The organism is Nocardioides sp. NBC_00163, from assembly GCF_045206295.1.
Taxonomy (GTDB): domain Bacteria; phylum Actinomycetota; class Actinomycetes; order Propionibacteriales; family Nocardioidaceae; genus Nocardioides.
This window is the reverse complement of the sequence record NZ_CP108155.1, coordinates 3,493,182-3,510,543: the sequence shown is the minus strand read 5'-3', so window position 1 is coordinate 3,510,543 and position 17,362 is coordinate 3,493,182. Positions and strand designations below refer to the sequence as shown.

The 17,362-nt window shown below is 68.8% G+C and carries 16 protein-coding genes and 1 tRNA gene; 10 read left to right on the top strand and 7 right to left on the bottom strand.

The features are described from left to right. Nucleotides 1–12: 12 nt before the first annotated feature. The 3 genes from OG801_RS16870 to OG801_RS16860 all read right to left on the bottom strand — a co-directional run bounded on the left by OG801_RS16870 (nt 13) and on the right by OG801_RS16860 (nt 1,919). On the bottom strand, nt 13–114 hold the full coding sequence (locus tag OG801_RS16870; protein ID WP_008356322.1) for a 30S ribosomal protein bS22: 102 nt from the start codon (nt 112–114) through the stop codon (nt 13–15). A gap of 185 nt (nt 115–299) precedes the next feature. Beyond that, nucleotides 300–503, bottom strand: a complete 204-nt coding sequence (locus OG801_RS16865) for a helix-turn-helix domain-containing protein (protein WP_008356311.1) — start codon at nt 501–503, stop codon at nt 300–302. Nucleotides 504–713: 210 nt separating this feature from the next. Further along, on the bottom strand, nt 714–1,919 hold the full coding sequence (locus OG801_RS16860; RefSeq protein WP_406024721.1) for an acetoin utilization protein AcuC: 1,206 nt from the start codon (nt 1,917–1,919) through the stop codon (nt 714–716). Between the two features lie 184 nt (nt 1,920–2,103). On the opposite strand from OG801_RS16860, the gene trpS reads away from it, so the two are divergent. Further along, entirely contained in the window at nt 2,104–3,081 is a 978-nt protein-coding gene (gene trpS / locus OG801_RS16855) for a tryptophan--tRNA ligase (RefSeq protein ID WP_406029921.1), read from the top strand. Nucleotides 3,082–3,172: 91 nt separating this feature from the next. On the opposite strand, the gene OG801_RS16850 is transcribed toward trpS, so the two are convergent. Then, nucleotides 3,173–4,624 carry an MFS transporter gene (locus tag OG801_RS16850; RefSeq protein WP_355021127.1) on the bottom strand — a complete coding sequence of 484 codons (1,452 nt, stop codon included), beginning with the start codon at nt 4,622–4,624 and terminating at the stop codon, nt 3,173–3,175. Nucleotides 4,625–5,035: 411 nt separating this feature from the next. On the opposite strand from OG801_RS16850, the gene OG801_RS16845 reads away from it, so the two are divergent. Beyond that, nucleotides 5,036–5,992: a ScyD/ScyE family protein gene (locus OG801_RS16845; RefSeq protein WP_406029918.1), complete on the top strand. Its 957-nt coding sequence runs from the start codon at nt 5,036–5,038 to the stop codon at nt 5,990–5,992. Between the two features lie 66 nt (nt 5,993–6,058). Here OG801_RS16845 and OG801_RS16840 read toward each other — a convergent pair whose 3' ends face one another. Continuing rightward, nucleotides 6,059–7,516 carry an alkaline phosphatase PhoX gene (locus OG801_RS16840; RefSeq protein ID WP_406029916.1) on the bottom strand — a complete coding sequence of 486 codons (1,458 nt, stop codon included), beginning with the start codon at nt 7,514–7,516 and terminating at the stop codon, nt 6,059–6,061. A gap of 427 nt (nt 7,517–7,943) precedes the next feature. Then, nucleotides 7,944–8,894: a 5'-nucleotidase gene (locus tag OG801_RS16835; protein ID WP_406029914.1), complete on the bottom strand. Its 951-nt coding sequence runs from the start codon at nt 8,892–8,894 to the stop codon at nt 7,944–7,946. A 107-nt stretch (nt 8,895–9,001) separates the two neighbouring features. On the opposite strand from OG801_RS16835, the gene OG801_RS16830 reads away from it, so the two are divergent. Beyond that, a tRNA-Pro gene (locus OG801_RS16830) sits at nt 9,002–9,074 on the top strand. Nucleotides 9,075–9,082: 8 nt separating this feature from the next. Here OG801_RS16830 and OG801_RS16825 read toward each other — a convergent pair. Then, entirely contained in the window at nt 9,083–9,556 is a 474-nt protein-coding gene (locus OG801_RS16825) for a hypothetical protein (protein WP_406029912.1), read from the bottom strand. Between the two features lie 92 nt (nt 9,557–9,648). Between OG801_RS16825 and OG801_RS16820 the strand changes: the two genes are divergently transcribed. The 7 genes from OG801_RS16820 (at nt 9,649) to OG801_RS16790 (ending at nt 17,320) form a co-directional block, all read left to right on the top strand. Beyond that, on the top strand, nt 9,649–10,752 hold the full coding sequence (locus tag OG801_RS16820) for a sensor histidine kinase (RefSeq protein ID WP_406029910.1): 1,104 nt from the start codon (nt 9,649–9,651) through the stop codon (nt 10,750–10,752). Further along, nucleotides 10,749–11,522, top strand: coding sequence for a LytTR family DNA-binding domain-containing protein (locus OG801_RS16815; protein ID WP_355229787.1), 774 nt, complete (start codon nt 10,749–10,751; stop codon nt 11,520–11,522). Before OG801_RS16820 ends, OG801_RS16815 begins: the two co-directional genes overlap by 4 nt. A gap of 1 nt (nt 11,523) precedes the next feature. Continuing rightward, nucleotides 11,524–11,892, top strand: coding sequence for a hypothetical protein (locus OG801_RS16810; RefSeq protein WP_355021134.1), 369 nt, complete (start codon nt 11,524–11,526; stop codon nt 11,890–11,892). Next, complete coding sequence (locus OG801_RS16805; protein ID WP_406029908.1) at nt 11,889–13,415, top strand: cation acetate symporter; 1,527 nt, start codon at nt 11,889–11,891, stop codon at nt 13,413–13,415. The genes OG801_RS16810 and OG801_RS16805 overlap by 4 nt, the downstream gene beginning before the upstream one ends. A 19-nt stretch (nt 13,416–13,434) precedes the next feature. Continuing rightward, nucleotides 13,435–15,162: a hypothetical protein gene (locus OG801_RS16800; protein ID WP_406029906.1), complete on the top strand. Its 1,728-nt coding sequence runs from the start codon at nt 13,435–13,437 to the stop codon at nt 15,160–15,162. A 174-nt stretch (nt 15,163–15,336) separates the two neighbouring features. After that, entirely contained in the window at nt 15,337–15,687 is a 351-nt protein-coding gene (locus OG801_RS16795) for a DUF485 domain-containing protein (RefSeq protein WP_355021136.1), read from the top strand. 1 nt (nt 15,688) lies between these two features. Then, on the top strand, nt 15,689–17,320 hold the full coding sequence (locus OG801_RS16790; protein WP_355021137.1) for a cation acetate symporter: 1,632 nt from the start codon (nt 15,689–15,691) through the stop codon (nt 17,318–17,320). Nucleotides 17,321–17,362: the final 42 nt, after the last annotated feature.

Genomic DNA, 17,362 nt, shown 5'->3' with positions numbered 1-17,362 from the left:
ACGCCACGAACGTCACTTGCCGAGCTTGCGGCGCTGGACGCGAGTCTTCTTGAGCAGCTTGCGGTGCTTCTTCTTCGCCATGCGCTTGCGACGCTTCTTGATGACAGAACCCACGGGGAACCCTTCACGATCGTTGCAGAGAATGCCGGCCCGGTGCCGACGCGGCCACTCACCGCAGCGCGCGGCAAACAGACCTAGGGGGTAAGACTAACGAAGCCAGGGCACCCAGAGAGAATCGGTGACCCGATGGGACCGGTGTTGCCCCCGCGCCCATTGTGCCTGGGCGCGGGGTCCGACAACTAGCCCGCGTTGTAGAACGAGCTCTTGAGGTATTCGTTCGCGTCGTCCTCCCGAACCCGGAAGGAACGACCGACACGCACCGCAGGCAGCTCGCCCGAATGAACCAACCGGTAGACCGTCATCTTGGATACGCGCATCATCGACGCAACCTCGGCAACGGTCAGGAACTTGCTGTCAGAGATGTCTCCAGAAGGAGTAACCATCTGCTTCCACCGTTCTCTCTCGAGTGATCGCGACGCCGGCGGCTTCCCCACCGCCGGTCCAAAAACGCGATCCCAAAGTGAGAATAGGGCCTGATGTGACTGATGGGGAAGGGGACACCCCTGAGAATCTCACATACCACCGGCGTGTCGAGTTGCATTTGGGCGCGACGAACTGCGGTTTCTAGACCGTCCCGAAACTATCTGCACGGGCTACGGCATCGGGTCGAGCCCGTGCAGCGGGAACACCGCTGTGCGAGTCGCGTGGACCTGCCGGTCCAGCCACGTGCCGGGGTCATATCCGCTCCCCCAGTCGCGGTAGGCCGGTTCACGTCCGTCCGTCATGCGCAACGGTGCGACCCTCCCGAGGCGCGTCTGCACGTGCTCACGCCAGCCACCTGGCACGTCGAGCGTCGGCTCCAAGGGATTCCCCGACACTAGCGCAAGAAGGTGGGTCCATGCGCGTGGCACGACGTCTACGACCGCATAACCGCCGCCTCCGAACGCCACCCACTTGCCGCCGCACACCTCGTGGGCGAGCTCGTGGAGCGCGACGTAAGCCGCCCGCTGGCCGTCCACGCTGAGCGCCAGGTCGGCGAGGGGGTCATCGGTGTGCGAGTCGCAGCCCTGCTGGGTCACCAGGATCTCCGGCTGGAACTCCCGGATCAGGTCGGGCACGACGGCATGGAAGGCGCGCAGCCAGCCGTGGTCGGCGGTGCCGGGCGGCAGCGCGACGTTGACCGCGCTCCCCTCGGCCTCGGGTCCGCCGACCTCCTCGGCGAAGCCCGTGCCGGGGAAGAGCAGCTGGCCGGTCTCGTGGAGGGAGATCGTCAGGACGCGTGGGTCGTTCCAGAAGGCCCGCTCGACGCCGTCACCGTGGTGCACGTCCACGTCGACGTACGCGACCTTCTTCACGCCCTGGTCGAGGAGCCACTGGATGCCGGCGGCGACGTCGTTGTAGATGCAGAACCCGGCGGCCCGTCCACGCATCGCGTGGTGGAGGCCGCCCATGATGTTGGCGCTGTGCAGGCTCTCGCCGGAGTAGACCTGGCGGCAGGCCTCGATGCTCGCGCCGACGATGTGGGCGCTGGCGTCGTGGATGTGCGCGAAGACCGGGTCGTCCTCGGTGCCGAGGCCGTGGGCGAGGTCCGACTCGCCGCTCCTGCCGGCCTTGATGACCGCCTCGATGTAGCTCTCGTCGTGGATGGTGAGCAGCTGCTCCGGGGTGCCCATCGGCGCCTCGACGACCTTCAGATGGTCGAGTACGCCGAGCTCGCCGGCCAGGCGCATCGTCAGGTCCACCCGGATCGGCGCCATCGGGTGGGTCGGACCGAAGTCGTAGTCGGCCAGGCTCTCGTCGAAGACGACCGTCGAGTGCCCCTGGCACGAGGTCGGCCACGTGGTCGGCGGAGTCGTCATGGGCCACACGGTATCTGTGACGTGTGAGACACTGGAGAGGTGTTCAGCATTCGTTCCACCCAGTGGTGGTCCGCCTCCTAGGCGGTCCACCCGATTGTTGAGCACTCACATCAGGCCGCCCACGGGCGGCCTTTCTCGTTGATCGTCGCTGACCCGTGGGCCTCACCACCCCGAAAGGTCCACCATGACCAGGCGACTCTCTCTCATCACACCCTCCGGCCGACTCACCATCGGCAACCTGCTCGGCGCGCTGCGACCGATGCGATGTATCGAGCCTGTCGAGATGGCCGCCACGGCCGACTCGGACGCCTTCTACGGCCTCGCCGACCTGCACGCACTGACCCTGCCGCACGAACCGTCGGTGCTGCGTACGCGGACGGAGGAGATGGCTCTCCTCCTGATGGCGTCCGGGCTCGAACCGGCCACGTTGTTCATCCAGTCCCACGTCCCCGCGCATCGCTCGCTCAGCTATCTGCTCGAGTGCGTCGCGCACACCGGCGAGCTGGGTCGGATGATCCAGTTCAAGGAGAAGTCGCGCCGGGTCGGGGCATCGGTACGCGCCTCGCTGTTCACCTATCCGGTGCTGATGGCGGCCGACATCCTGCTCTACGGGGCGACCGAGGTGCCCGTCGGTGATGACCAGCGCCAGCACGTCGAGCTCGCCCGGGACATCGCGATCCGGTTCAACACGACGTACGGCCGTGTCTTCTCGGTCCCCCAGGCGGTGCATCCCGAGGCCGGGGCCCGGATCATGGATCTGGCCGAGCCGACCCGCAAGATGTCGAAGTCGGCCGGCGACGCGCACCCGGGCTCGATCTTCCTGCTGGACGATGCCGATGTCGTACGTCGCAAGGTGGCCCGTGCGGTCACCGACTCCGCCGGAGACGTCTCCCGCGACGAGGAGCGGCCGGGTGTCACCAACCTGATCGACATCCTCGAGGCCTGCGGCGGATCGGCGGCCGAGCTGTCGAGCTACGGCAGCCTGAAGGCCGCGGTCACCGACGCGGTCGTCGCCGAGCTCGAGCCGATCCAGAAGCGCTACCACGAGCTCGCCGCCGACCGGGCGTACGTGAGGCAGGTGTACGCCGCCGGAGCCGAGCGCTGCCGCGAGGCGACCGCTCCGGTCCTGGCCGCGGCGGAGGCGGCGATCGGGCTGGGCTGAAACGCGTGTAACACGTCGTTCGTCGGACTTATCGCCCTATCTGATAGGGCGATAAGTCCGACGAACGACGTGTTACACGGGGACGGTCCGCTCAGATGCGCACGTCGGCCAGCTCTCCCACCCGCGCACCTTGCGGCCGCAGGTAGACCACGAAGGTGACCAGGGCGCAGATGGCGTAGAAGATGGTGAAGGCGATGAACGCCGACTTGGTGGCGTCGAGGGGGTTGTCGACCCACGGGCTGTTGAAGGCGATCGGGATGAAGAACCCGCCGATCGCACCGACGGCGCCGATGATGCCGACCGCGGCGGAGGACTTCTTGGTCGCGCCGACGAGTGCGGCGTCCCGCTCGGCGGTGCCTGGCGTGGTGGCCATCTCGGCCTCACGACGGAAGATCGACGGGATCATCTTGTACGTCGACCCGTTGCCGATGCCGGTCGAGGCGAAGACCAGCATGAAGAAGCCCAGGAAGGCCGGGAACCACGACTGGTTGTCGAACGCGATGGCGGGCGTGGCGTCCGGGTTCGGGGTGAGCTGCATCAGCGTCCACAGCACCCCGAGGGTGAAGACGACCAACCCGATGAACGCGCCGAGCGTGACCTTCGCGCCGCCCCAGCGGTCGGCCAGCCAGCCGCCCAGCGGCCGGGTCGCGGAGCCGATCAGGGCGCCGAGGAAGGCGAAGTAGGCGAAGTAGATGCCGGTGCCGAGCGGCGCGGGCTCGGGCACCCAGAAGTTGAGCTTGATCAGCAGGGGCATCGCGGCGGAGTAGCCGATGAAGGACCCGAAGGTGCCGATGTAGAGGAACGACATGATCCAGGTCTGCTTCGACTTCACGACCGAGAGCTGCTCACGCACGGGCGACTTCGCGGAGCTGAGGTTGTCCATGAAGAAGAAGGCCGAGAGGGTCGCTATGACGGCCAGCGCCGCGTAGACGAACGCGGCCCGCTCGAGGTGGATGCCGCCTTCGGAGGCCTTGATCAGCCCGAAGATGCCGGCACCACCGACGATGACCGGCAGCAGGAACTGGATGAGCGCGACGCCGAGGTTGCCGCCGGCGGCGTTGAGGCCGAGCGCGGCGCCCTTCTTGGCGGAAGGGTAGAAGAAGTTGATGTTCGCCATCGAGGAGGCGAAGTTCCCGCCGCCGAGGCCGGCGGTGGCGGCGATGACGCAGAAGACCCAGTAGGGGGTGGACGGCTGGGTGACGGCGTACGCGAAGCCGAGGGTCGGCACCAGCAGCAGCGCGGCCGACATCATCGTCCAGTTGCGGCCGCCGAACTTCGGCACCGCGAGGGTGTAGGGCACCCGCAGCAGCGAGCCGACCAGGTTCGGGATGGCGATCAGGAAGAACAGCTGACTCGGGGTGAAGTCGAAGCCCTGGGCGACCAGGAAGGCCGAGGAGACCGACCAGATCAGCCAGACCGAGAAGCCGAGGTGCTCGGCGAAGATCGACCAGATCAGGTTGCGGCGGGCGGTCTTCGCCCCGGTTTCCTCCCAGAAGGTGGCGTCCTCCGGACGCCAGTCGTCGATCCAGTAGCGGCGGCTCATGGTGGGCTCCTCAGATGCGGCAGTCGGCGAGATATCACTCACCATCGCCAGTCCACGTTTCAGCCGGCGCCAACCCTCGCGCGCAGGCCCGTCAACTTCCTCTCACGACCTCACAGGGCTCACAACCTCACCGCTGCCACCGAGAACGGCGTTACCCAAACCGGGCGATTCGATCGCCACCAGAGGCAATGAGACTGAAGAACGACCGGCGACGACGCGGTCGCTGGTCCGTACAGACAACACAAGGGGGACACGCAATGTCCAGACTTCCACGGTGTCTGACGGCGGCCGCCGCACTGATCCTCGGTGCGGCGCTCATCGCCACCACCCCAGCAGCGCAGGCCCATTCCAAAACCTCGTCTGCCCACCGGCGTACTCGCATCCGGCCTGCTCTCCCCGCTCAGCGCGGCGGTGGGCGATGACGGGACGGCGTACGTCTCCTCGAACTTCGCCGGCCAGATCCTGAAGGCCCGGCCGGGCAAGTCGCCGAAGGTCGTCTACACCGATCCGAACGGCTACGAGGTCGGCGGGCTGTCCGTCCGCGACGGCGTGGTGACCTTCGTCGTCACCCGCTCCAACCGCGAGACCTTCGAGAACACGGGCAGCTGGCTGAAGCGGCTCTACCCGTCCGGCAAGGTCAAGACCGTCGCCGACCTGCACGCCTACGAGAAGAAGCGCAACCCCGACGGCCGTACGTCCTACGGGTTCCGCAAGAGCGATCCCAAGTGTGACGCGAAGTGGCCGGCCGAGATCGGCGCACCCGCGTCGTACAAGGGCGGGGTCGACTCCCACCCGTACGCCACCGCGACCAGGAAGGGGAGCACCTACGTCGCCGACGCCGGCGGGAACAGCATCCTGTCGGTCTCCTCGTGGGGTCACGTGAAGACCGTCGCGACGCTGCCGGGGATCCCGTACAAGTTCACTGCGGAGGTCGTCGAGGGATTCGGGCTCGACCCGTGCTTCGTGGGTCGGACCTACTACTTCGAGGGCGTTCCGACCGATGTCGAGACCGGCCCTGACGGGCGGCTCTACGTCTCCAGCCTGCCGGGCGGGCCGGAAGGCCCCGAGCTCGGATCTCGCGGAAGCGTCTTCAAGATCGACGCCCGCACAGGACACCAGAAGCAGGTCGCTCGTGGCTTCCTGGGTGCCACCGGCGTCGCGGTGAGTCCGCACGGCACGATCTACGTGGCCGAGATGTTCGGGAACAAGATCACCGCCGTACGCCACGGCCACCGTTGGACAAAGGCGTCACCGCCGACTCCTGGGGCCGTCGAGTGGACCAAGTGGGGCGTGGTCGCCACGACCGACGTCCTGTCCGGCACCGACGGCACCTCGCCGCCGGCCGGTCAGCTGGTCAACCTCGGCTGATGGCGGTACGTGGCGGGCGGCCCGAGCCGCCCGCCACGTACGTCTCATCTCTCGAGCCGCCGATCCTCAACCGAGGTAGCGCTCCCACGGGCCGGTGATGGCCAGGGTGTAGCCGGGGTCCTGCATGTTGACGAAGAGGACCTTGCCGTCGGGCGAGAAGCACGGCCCACAGAACTCGGAGTCGTTCAGATCGTTGCGGGCGATGGCGTACGCCGGGCCACCCGGGAACGCGCCGAGCACGTGCGAGGCGCCGGTGCCGTCCTCGGCGAGCACCAGCGAACCCCAGGGGGTGACGGTGACGTTGTCGGGGCCGTCGAAGGTGAGGTCGCTGTACTTCGGCGCCGGGGCATCGTCCTCGGACTGCGTCTGGTGCGGGAAGTACGTCACCAGCTGGATGGTCTCGGCCTTGTAGTCGTAGAACCAGACCATGCCGTCGTGCGGGGACGCGTCGGCGGGCATGTCGCCCTCCTCCCACGCGTAGGAGTTGACCACGTAGACGCCCTCGTCGGTGCCCCACACGCCCTCGAACTTGCGCCCGCGGGTGACCTCGCCGTCGGCGAACTGCTCGCGGCACGGCGTCTCCTGGGCGTCGCGCTCGGGCACGGTCTTCCACTTCACCGGGAAGGGCTGACCCATCTGCGCGGAGGTCAGATAGGCCACGTCGGGCAGCACCGAGCCGTCGGGAAGGATGATCTGCATCGCGGCGAGCGTGCCGGCGTCGTCGGCCAGCTCGGTGAGCACGCCCGGGCCGAGCCTCACCCCGGCCGGGGCGGTCCAGCGGTAGAAGAGCCCGTTCGGCTCGTCGGCGTCCTCGGAGAGGTAGACCTTCGTGCGGCTCTTGTCGATCGCGAGGGCCTCGTGGTCGTAGCGACCGAAGGCCTTGATCGGGCGCGGGTCGGCCGAGCCGTCGGCCCAGACCTCGAAGACGTAGCCGTGGTCCTTCTCGTAGACGCCCTTGGTGCCGTCCTCGCCCTCCCACTCCTCACCGGCGTCGTTGACGGTCTCCTCGCAGGTCAGCCAGGTCCCCCACGGCGTCGGACCGCCGGCGCAGTTGGTGGACGTGCCGGAGATCGCGACGAACTCACCGAAATTGGCACCGCCCCCGTCGGTGGTGATCACGGTGCAGCCGCCCGACGGTGCGCCCGGGTCGTAGACGGTGCCCTCGACGAGCGGAACCGGCACGCCCTCACCGGGCTCGATCTCGTGGTTCTGGATCAACGTGTAGCGCCCACGCCTGCCGCCGAGCACCATCATCCCGTCGTGGTTGGACGGCGTCTTCTCACCCGTCTTCAGGGTCGTCTCGCCGGCGGAGGTGACGATGGCGTACGCGAACCCCTCGGCCAGCGCGAGGATCCCCTTGGGGTCGTCCACCAGCGGCGGGAACGGCTCGCGGGCGCGCTTGCGTCCAGGGGTGCCGGGCCGCGCCGGCTTCGCCTCGGCAAGAGCGGGAACGGCACCGGCGACGGCCAGGCCGACCCCGGCCGCGGCTCCTCCGGTGAGCAGGGAGCGTCGAGTTGCGGACATGGGTTGGTACTCCTCGGAGCTTGGTAGGGGATCCCGAGACAGGTCTCAGCCCTCTACCCAAGCCACTCCGCAACACCTGCGCGCCCGCGCGAGATGAACCTCAGGCGACAGTGGCGTGAAACGTACGCCGACGGCGCCTCAGGCCGCTCCGAACAGGCCGTTCAGGCCGGTCCTCCGGGCGGGGCCGGAGCGCCCGCTCTCCCACGCGTACCCGCACCTGCAGCACATCAGCCGCCGGCGGCCCCCCGCCGAACGCGAGAGAACCCGGATCTCCTCGTCTTCGGTGCACTTGGCACACATAGCCGAAGTCATCGAGTGAACTCCTCGCACTTCTCAAGTGAACAGAATCTGTACAACTCCGCCCAGGGTGACATATGCGAGGGCCTATCCACCAGATGAGAACCTCCTGTGGATGAACTGTAAAGCGCTATTGACCAGCGGGAACATCGTCGGCGTTGGCCACGCCGTAGGGGATGTGGACTCCGGCGATCGACCCGACCGCCTCGTCCAGATGGGTCGTCTGGTCGTCGAAGAAGATCAGCGGACGGAGCACCTCGAGCACCCGCACCTTCTCCACGCCACCGAGGAAGAAGGCCTCGTTGACGTAGACGTCCCACGACTGCAGAGACCGGATCGCCCGCTCGTGGGCGGGGGCGCCGCGGGCGGTGACGAGCGCGATCCGCAGCCGTGGCTCGTAGCCCGGATCCTCCAGACGGCGCTGCTCCTCGATCTGCTGGATCCGGTTGAGGTCGCGCAGCAGCGGCTGCAGCGGCCCGGGCTCGAGCGGCTCGGCCTTCCGGCTGGCCTCGTAGGCCCGATATATCTCGATCCCCTCCTCGCGGAAGACCCGCTCGCTGCCGTCGTCGGCGAGCACACCGTCGAAGTCGAAGGCGACGACCACGGAGCGGTCGGCCTCGTCGTACGTCGCCGCCGACGGCAGCACGTGACCGGCCGGGAACCCCTCGCGGCTGGCCGCGATGACGTCCTCGCGGTTGCCACTGAGGAACAGCGACATCCCGAGCGCGCCGATGTAGGGGTGGGGCGAGCGACCCTGGGTGAAGACCGCGCGGGTCATCGGCAGGCCGTGGTGCTCGATCGAGCGCATCACCCGCAGACCGGTGTTGGGGTCGTTGCGCGAGACCACGATCACCTCGACGAGCCCGTCGTCGGCGTCGGCCGCCAGGTCGTTGAGGCTCAGCAGCCGCTTGATGAACGGGAAGGCGACACCTGGCCGGAGCGGGTCGTCGATGCGCTCGTCCTGGTAGCGGCGGTAAGCCTTCTCGCCGTGCTCGCGGAAGTACGCATCCGACTCGGTGAGGTCGAAGAGCGCGCTCGAGGCGATCCCGACGACCAACCGGTCCCTCAGCTCGTATCCCACGCGTCGCAACCTACAGCCGATAAATCGATAAATCGTGTGCGTTCGGAGTCATGGCCTGTCTAACGTGGTCGGCATGCAGCAGCGACCGCGCCCGTGAAGACACGAAACGGGTTGTGGGGAAGCGGCTATCCCTCCTGGGTTGGGTCCAGGCGATCGCGGGTTCGAGTCCCGCCAACCCGACGACGACCTCAGTCCACGTTGGTGACGCGGAGGAACTCCTGGACGTCGAAGACGGCCCGGAAGACGCCGGCGGCCTTCGGGAGCAGCGGCGCGACCTCGGCGTACGGGACGACGCGCGGGTCGGTGACCCGGTGGTCGACGCCGTCGTAGACGATCGTGGCCGAGTTGGCGGCCAGGACGTTCTGGGCCCAGTCGACCTTCGAGGTGTAGGGCAGGTTGATGACGAAGCCGTCGGGGGTCGGGAACGGCGTGACCGGGGTGGCGTACTCCCGTCCGCTCGCGCGGCCGACGTGGAGGACGACGCCGTTGGTGGCACCTTCCATCCCGGCGGTCTTCAGGGCCTCGGAAGCGAACCGCTTCGAGAAGGCGCGGATGCGGTCCTGCAGCCACGGCGACTTGTTGCGCATGCCGACCACGAAGGCGGCGCCCGCGCCCGCTACGCCGACAGCCAGCAGACCCGGGATCACTCGACTCAATCGCATGCCGCAAACCTACCTCGCGCCCCTGCGGTGGCCCGGGTGACAGATAGCGTGGGCGCCGTCACAATTATCGGTGAGCGGCGAGAGGAGAGCGGATGCGGCGCTGGAGGCGCACCCACCTGGGCACAGAAGCCGATCGGGCGACCTTCCGCACCCTCCACAACGCATCGCTGGCGAGCCCTGCGCTGCGTGGCGGCCTGACCGTCGACAGCGCCGAGCGCGCTGCCCCACACCTGCAGGCGCTCCTGGCCGCCCCGGCGCTCGCGATCACCGACACCGACGGCCTGCTCGCCTGGGAAGGCATCGGCACCCACCACCAGGAGCACGTGACCAAGCTGGCCGAGGGGACGCTGGAGCACGGCGCGACAAGGTTCTACGACCGGGTCGACCTCGAGTGCGGCCAGGCCGGCTGCCCGCTGCACTCCGCCGTGGTCAGCCCGCTGGTCGTCGACGATCACCTCGTCGGCACGCTGCAGGCGTACGCCCCGGACACCTCGGCGATGATGGTCCGCGCCACCGACGAGGTCGCGACCTGGGTCTCCGGTCAGCTGGAGCTGGCCGAGCTCGACGCGTCGCGGCGGCGCCTGATGGAGGCGGAGGTGCGCGCACTGCGCGCTCAGATCAGCCCCCACTTCATCTACAACTCGCTGGGGGCGATCGCCAGCTTCGTACGCACCGATCCGGAGCGCGCGCGCGAGCTGCTCCTGGAGTTCGCGGACTTCACCCGCTACTCCTTCCGGACCCATGGCGAATACACCACGCTGTCCGAGGAGCTCCGCTCCGTGGAGCGCTATCTCCTGCTGGAGCAGGCGCGGTTCGGCGAGCGGCTCTCGGTGAGGCTCTCGGTGGCGCCCGAGGTGCTGCCGATCGCGGTGCCGTTCCTGTGCCTGCAGCCGCTGGTCGAGAATGCCGTACGCCACGGGCTCGCCGACGCGCATACCGGCCACATCTCCATCCGGGCCGCCGACAGCGGCACCGAGTGCGTGATCGAGGTCGAGGACGACGGTGCCGGCGAAGACCCGGAGAAGGTACGCAACGCGCTGGCCGGCGGCGCCGACTCCGTAGGGCTCGGCAACGTCGACGCCCGGCTCCGCAACGCCTACGGCGACGACTACGGTCTGGTGGTCGAGACCGCCCCCGGCGCCGGCACGAAGGTCATCCTCAGAATCCCGAAGTTCGCCCCAGGAGTGCACACATGAGCGGCCGTACGACGCAGGCATTCGCCGCGCGGCAAGGTGCCCCCGGAGGCCGGCTGAGAATCCTGGTCGTCGACGACGAGCCGCCGGCAGCCGACGAGCTCTCCTACCTGCTCACCCAGGACGCGCGGGTGGCGGAGGTGCGCACCTGCCTGAACGCGACCGACGGGCTGCAGCAGCTGCAGGGGTCGGGCGTGGACGCGGTCTTCCTCGACATCCAGATGCCCGGTCTCAACGGGCTCGAGCTGGCCCGCCTGCTGGCGAGGTTCAAGACGCCGCCGGCGGTCGTGTTCGTGACCGCTCACGAGGAGCACGCACTGGAGGCGTTCGACCTGCGCGCCGTCGACTACGTGCTCAAGCCGGTGCGCGCCGAGCGGCTGGCGGAGACCGTCACCCGGCTGATGGGCAGCATGCCGGAGGAGGAGCCGAGCGGCGACGTACAGATCCCGGTCGAGCTCGGCGGCGTCACCCGCTTCGTCTGGCGCTCCCAGATCACCCACGTCGAGGCGCAGGGCGACTACGCCCGGCTGCACACCGCCGACGCGTCCCATCTGGTGCGGGTCCCGCTGACCCAGCTGGAGCAGGAGTGGGCCTCCGCCCGGTTCGTACGCATCCACCGCTCTCTCCTCGTCAACCTCGCCCACGTGACCGAGGTGCGGTCCGAGGCCGGCCGCTGCTCGGTCGTCGTCGGTGGCTCCGCCCGCGGGACCGAGCTGCAGGTCAGCCGCCGGCACACGCGCCAGCTCAAGGACCTGCTCGCCCGGCGAAGCTGACATGACAGAACCCCAACGCGTACGCGTCACCGGACCGCCCCGGCGACGCCCGGCCGTCCGCCGGGTCGACGTCGACGAGGACACCCGCCTCGGCGAGGTCTACCTCGGCTCGCTGATGCGCGCCCAGTTCTCGATCGCCCTCCGCACCCTGGCGGTGCTCTTCCTCGGCGTCGGCTCGCTCCCGCTGCTGTTCTGGCTGGCTCCGGGCCTGGTGCGCACCGCGCCGTTCGGCGTACCGCTCCCCTGGCTGCTCCTCGGGGTGCTGGTCTACCCGTTCCTGTTCCTCCTCGGCCGCTGGTACCTGCGCGGAGCTGAGCGCAACGAGGCCAGCTATGCCGACCTGCTCCGCTCGGACGACGAGACGCCATGACCCTCGACTCTGCCCCCGCGATCGTCGCGGTCACCCTGGTCACCCTGGCGACGCTGACCATCGGCACCTGGGGGCTGCGGTTCAGCCGCACCACGAGCGACTTCTACGTCGCCTCGCGATCGGTGCGCCCCGGCCTCAACGCGAGCGCGATCGGCGGAGAGTATCTCTCGGCCGCCTCCTTCCTCGGGGTCGCCGGTCTGGTGTTCACCTCCGGTGCCGAGATGCTCTGGTATCCGATCGGCTGGACCGCGGGCTATCTCGTGCTGCTGACCCTGGTCGCGGCACCTTTGCGCAGGTCAGGGGCGTACACACTGCCCGACTTCGCCGAGGAGCGGCTCGCCTCCACAGGCGTGCGGCGGCTCTGCTCGCTGCTGGTCGTGAGCATCGGCTGGCTCTATCTGCTGCCCCAGCTGCAGGGCGCCGGGCTGACCCTGGAGCTGGTCGCGGACGCACCTCGCTGGGTGGGACCGGTGCTGGTCGGGACGGTGGTGCTGGTCAGCGTCTTCTCGGGTGGGATGCGCTCGATCACGTTCGTGCAGGCCTTCCAGTACTGGCTCAAGCTGACCGCCCTGCTGGTGCCCGTCGGGGTGCTGGTCGCGGTCTGGGCCAACGACGGCGCACCGCGCGCCGACCTCAGCCAGGCCTGGTCGCTGCCTATCGGCACCGACACCACGACCGGCCTCTACGCCACCTACTCGCTGATCGCGGCGACGTTCCTCGGCACGATGGGCCTGCCGCACGTGGGCGTCCGCTTCTACACCAACCCCGACGGCCGCGCCGCCCGCCGCACGACCCTGGTCGTGCTCGCCCTCCTCGGCGTCTTCTACCTGCTGCCACCGATCCTCGGCCTCCTCGGGCGCGTATACGCAGCCACCCCCGCCTCCGCCGACACCCTGGTGCTCGAACTGCCCCGGCTGATGGTCCCCGGCTGGGCGGGCGACGCCCTCACCGGACTGGTCTGCGCCGGTGCCTTCGCGGCCTTCCTCTCGACGTCGTCGGGCCTGGCGATCGCCGTCTCCGGCGTGCTCTCCCAGGACGTGGTCGTCCCCCTCCTACGCCGAAGGGGCAGCCGCTTCGGCGGCGTCGCCGCCTTCCGGATCGCCTCTCTGGTCGCCGTCATCGTCCCGGTCATCGGCGCCCTGCTGACCCCCAGCGTCGGGGTCGCCCGCGGGGTCGCGTTGGCCTTCGCTCTCGCCGCCGCCACCTTCTGCCCGTTGCTCCTGCTCGGCATCTGGTGGCGCCGGCTGACCGCCTACGGCGCCGCCACCGGCCTGGTCACCGGCCTGGTCACCACGGGGTCGGCCGTGGTGTTCACGATCAGTGGGTCGCGTACGGGCACGTGGGCCGACGTCGCGCTCACCCAGCCCGCGCTGTGGGCGGTGCCGTTGTCCTTCGCCGTCATGATCGTCGTCAGCCTCGCCTCCGCCTCCCACGTCCCGGCCCACACCACCCGGCTTCTGGTCCGCCTGCACTCCCCTGAGCCCACGATCGAGCCCGTCACCACGTCCGCCATGCAGCGCTGATCTGATCCGGGAGCCGGTGTTGGGCGAGAGCGCGGATGTCGGCGCTGATCTGGGTCTGTACGTGACCTGTGCCGGAGGCCTGTTGGGCGCGTGGCATGCGGCCGGCCGACGTGAGGTCGACGGCTTCGGAGACGCGGCGCTGGCCGTGCTCGCGGCCGTGGCCGGCGCCTTCGCCGGGCTCCTTCTTGGTCTGCTCATCGGTGTGGCGGTCGTGGTGATCCACACGGTCGCGGTCGCGCCTGTGGCCGGGTGGTGGCGACACCGGAGGTTCGGCCGCGCCGCGCTCGCCGTCGTCGCCTGGACCGTGGTCATCACCGCCCTGCTCTGGTGGTGGCCCGACCGCTTCCTCCCTGCCGGCCTGATCGTGGGCTTCGGCGGCTGGTCCGTGTTCCTGGCCCGCAGGCGGTTCGGCGAGTCGGCGCACCTCGGCGCGCAGGCCGTCCCGCACCTCGGTGGCGTCGCCGTCGCCACCCTCGTGGGCGAGCAGCTCGTCTTCGGCAACCTGCTCTCCGCGACGTACGTCGCGCCCCTGCTCTTCGCGATCGCCGGGTGGCTCTCCTGGTGCGGATGGCGGGCGATGCGTACGGCTCGACGGGTCACGGTGCGTGCCGCGGCGGACATCGTCTGGTCGATCCAGCTCGGTCTGCTGCTGTCGCTGGTGCTGGTGTGGCTGGCCGGTGTCCTCTCGCTCAGCCCGACCCAGGTCACGACGATCCGGGTCGTGCTGGAGAGGACGCAGGCGCTGACCGGGGTGCACTGGGCGTACTGGCTGACGGCCTACACCGTTCTCGCCCTGAGCACCTTCCTCGTGCTGCGGTGGCCGCAGCGCTTCGGCGAGACCCGGCTGCCCGTGCTCGGCATGCTCAACACGGGCAAGCGGACGCTGGCCGGGATCAACATCGGCCTGATGGTCGCGCTGGTCTTCACCATCACCGCGGTGCCTGTCTCCGAGGGAGCGTGGAAGCGGCAGGTCGAGGATCGGTACGCCCTCGAGACGCGACACGTTCAGCACGCGGAGGGCGAAGAGGCGGCGTACGAGCAGATCCACCAATACGTCACCACGAACCGTCGCGTCACCGCCGAGCTGAAGCCGGTTGTCGTGGCGGTCCAGGAGGCCGCGCCCGCCGAGCCGGGACAGCCGGTCCCGGAGATCGCCCTGGGCATCGCCCCTCAGCTCGGCCGGTTCCAGGCGGCGACCCTCCGCCTCGGGGACCCGCTTCCGGTGCCGGTCACGGTGCTGCCCGGTGATCCGGATGTGAGCGAGGCGTTCGCGGCGCTCGACGAGGCGCAGCAGGCTCGGTCGCAGCAGGAGGCACGGACCGACCGGTTCACGGATGCCGCCGCGGCCGCCATCGCCAGCACCCTCGACATCCCCGACGTCGGACGCAACGAGGTCGTCCACATCCTCAAGGCATATCTCGGCGGGCTGGTCGAGGAAGGTCCCGTGCGGGACATGGCCCGCCTGGTCTCCGTCGACGTGCCCGCCCTCTACGACGCCGCCTACGACCTGGCACGGAGGGCGGCGATCCGCGCGGGTGTGGACGTGTGGGCGTTCAACGCGGCGTACGGCCTCGGCCTCACGATGCCGGGCGAGACGCCGCAGCTTTCCGAGGTCGTGATCCTCGCCCGCCAGACCCACCATCTGGCCGACAGCAGCAGTCCGTGTCCGGGGTGCGTCCATCCGCCAGACGGCGGCGGCACCCAGCACGGCGGCGGCACGTCAGGTGGCGGCGGACGCCGCGGCTAGACCAGCCATTCAGCGTACGAAATCGACCGCTCGTCGCGCGACGACGCCGTCTACCGAGGGACCGGGCGTTACCCCGCGACGAGCGGTCCGACGGGCCCCTAATGTGACTGCGATCACACGTCGTCCGTCATCCACCCCCACGGTTGACGGCCTCGTCAACGAAAGGGTTAGACCGTGAGCGAAGAAGCGCACGACCAAGCCCACCGGCACGACCCGGTCTACGACAGACTGCACGCCACGGCAGAGTTTCGCGCTCTGCGGTCGGCGTACCGGAAGTTCGTATTCCCGGCCACGGTGGCATTCCTGGCTTGGTATCTCCTCTACGTGTTCTGCTCCAACTGGGCAGAGGACTTCATGAACACCAAGCTCGTCGGCAACATCAACGTCGCGCTGGTCTTCGGGCTCCTCCAGTTCGCGACCACGTTCGGCATCGCCTACCTCTACGCCAACTACTCCAACAAGCACCTCGACCCGCTGGCTCGGAAGCTCGACGAGGAATACGAGATCGAGAAGAGGGACGCCTGATATGGACGGCAGCCAGATCCTCACCACGGTCCTCTTCCTCGCGGTCGTCGCGGTCACGATCGGTATCACCTTCTGGGCGAGCCGGCAGACGAAGACAGCGGCCGACTACTACGCCGGGGGCCGCGGCTTCTCCGGTTTCCAGAACGGTCTCGCCATCGGCGGCGACTACATGTCGGCGGCGTCGTTCCTCGGCATCTCCGGCGCCATCGCCCTGTCCGGCTACGACGGGTTCCTCTACTCGATCGGCTTCCTCGTCGCCTGGCTGGTGGCGCTGCTGCTGGTCGCGGAGGTGCTGCGTAACTCCGGTCGCTACACGATGGCCGACCAGTTGGCGTACCGGATGAAGCAGCGCCCGGTCCGCCTGGCCGCGGCGACCTCCACGGTCGTCGTCTCGATCTTCTACCTGCTGGCCCAGATGGTCGGTGCGGGCGCCCTGGTGGCCCTGCTGCTCGGTGTCGAGGACCAGGTCGTCAAGAACATCGTGATCCTGTTCGTCGGCGCGCTGATGATCTTCTACGTCACTGTCGGGGGGATGAAGGGCACCACCTGGGTCCAGATCGTCAAGGCCGTGCTGCTGATGACCGGCTCGGCGCTGATCGTGATCCTGGTGCTCGCCCAGTTCGGCTTCAACCTCTCCGAGCTGCTCGGCTCCGCCGCCGACGCCTCGGGCAAGGGCGACGCCTTCCTCCAGCCCGGACTGAAGTACGGCCTGAGCTTCACCAGCGAGCTGGACTTCGTCTCGCTCGGGCTCGCCCTGGTGCTCGGCACCGCCGGCCTGCCGCACATCCTGATCCGCTTCTACACCGTCCCGACCTCGGCGGATGCCCGCAAGTCGGTGCTGTGGGCGATCGGCCTGATCGGTGTCTTCTACCTGTTCACCCTGGTCCTGGGCTTCGGTGCGGCCGCGCTGGTCGACCCGACAACCCTGGACAAGGCCGGCAACCTGGCGGCACCACTGCTCGCCCAGGAGGTCGGTGGCGGTGAAGGCTCCATCGGTGGCGCCGTACTGCTGGCGCTCATCGCAGCGGTCGCCTTCGCCACGATCCTCGCCGTGGTCGCGGGTCTGACGTTGACCTCCTCGGTCTCCGTCGCCCACGACATCTACAACTCGGTGATCAAGCGTGGCAAGGCCACCGAGAAGGAGGAGATGAAGGTCTCTCGCTGGGCCGCGGCAGGCATCGGCCTCGTCGCGATCCTGCTGGCCATCCCAGCGCAGTCGCTGAACATCGCGTTCCTGGTGGCACTGGCCTTCGCGGTCGCCGCCTCGGCGAACCTGCCGGCGATCATCTACAACATGTTCTGGGCGCGGTTCAACACCCGTGGTGCGGTGTGGTCGATCTACGGCGGCCTGATCTCCTGTGTCGGTCTGGTCTTCTTCTCGCCGGTCGTCTCCGGCAAGACGGCCGTAGACGCGGTGACGGGCGAGACGATCTCCGCCTCGCTCTTCCCGCTCGGCGTGGACTTCTCCTGGTTCCCCCTGGAGAACCCCGGCATCATCTCCATCCCGCTCGGGTTCTTCCTGGGCTGGCTGGGCACGGTGACGTCGAAGGAGCCGGAGACCGCTGAGCGTTACGTCGAGCTCGAGGTGCGCGCCCTCACCGGCGCCGGCTCGGAGAAGGCCATCACGCACTGATCCATCACGGCGGGCCGTCGTACACAGGTGTTGTACGACGGC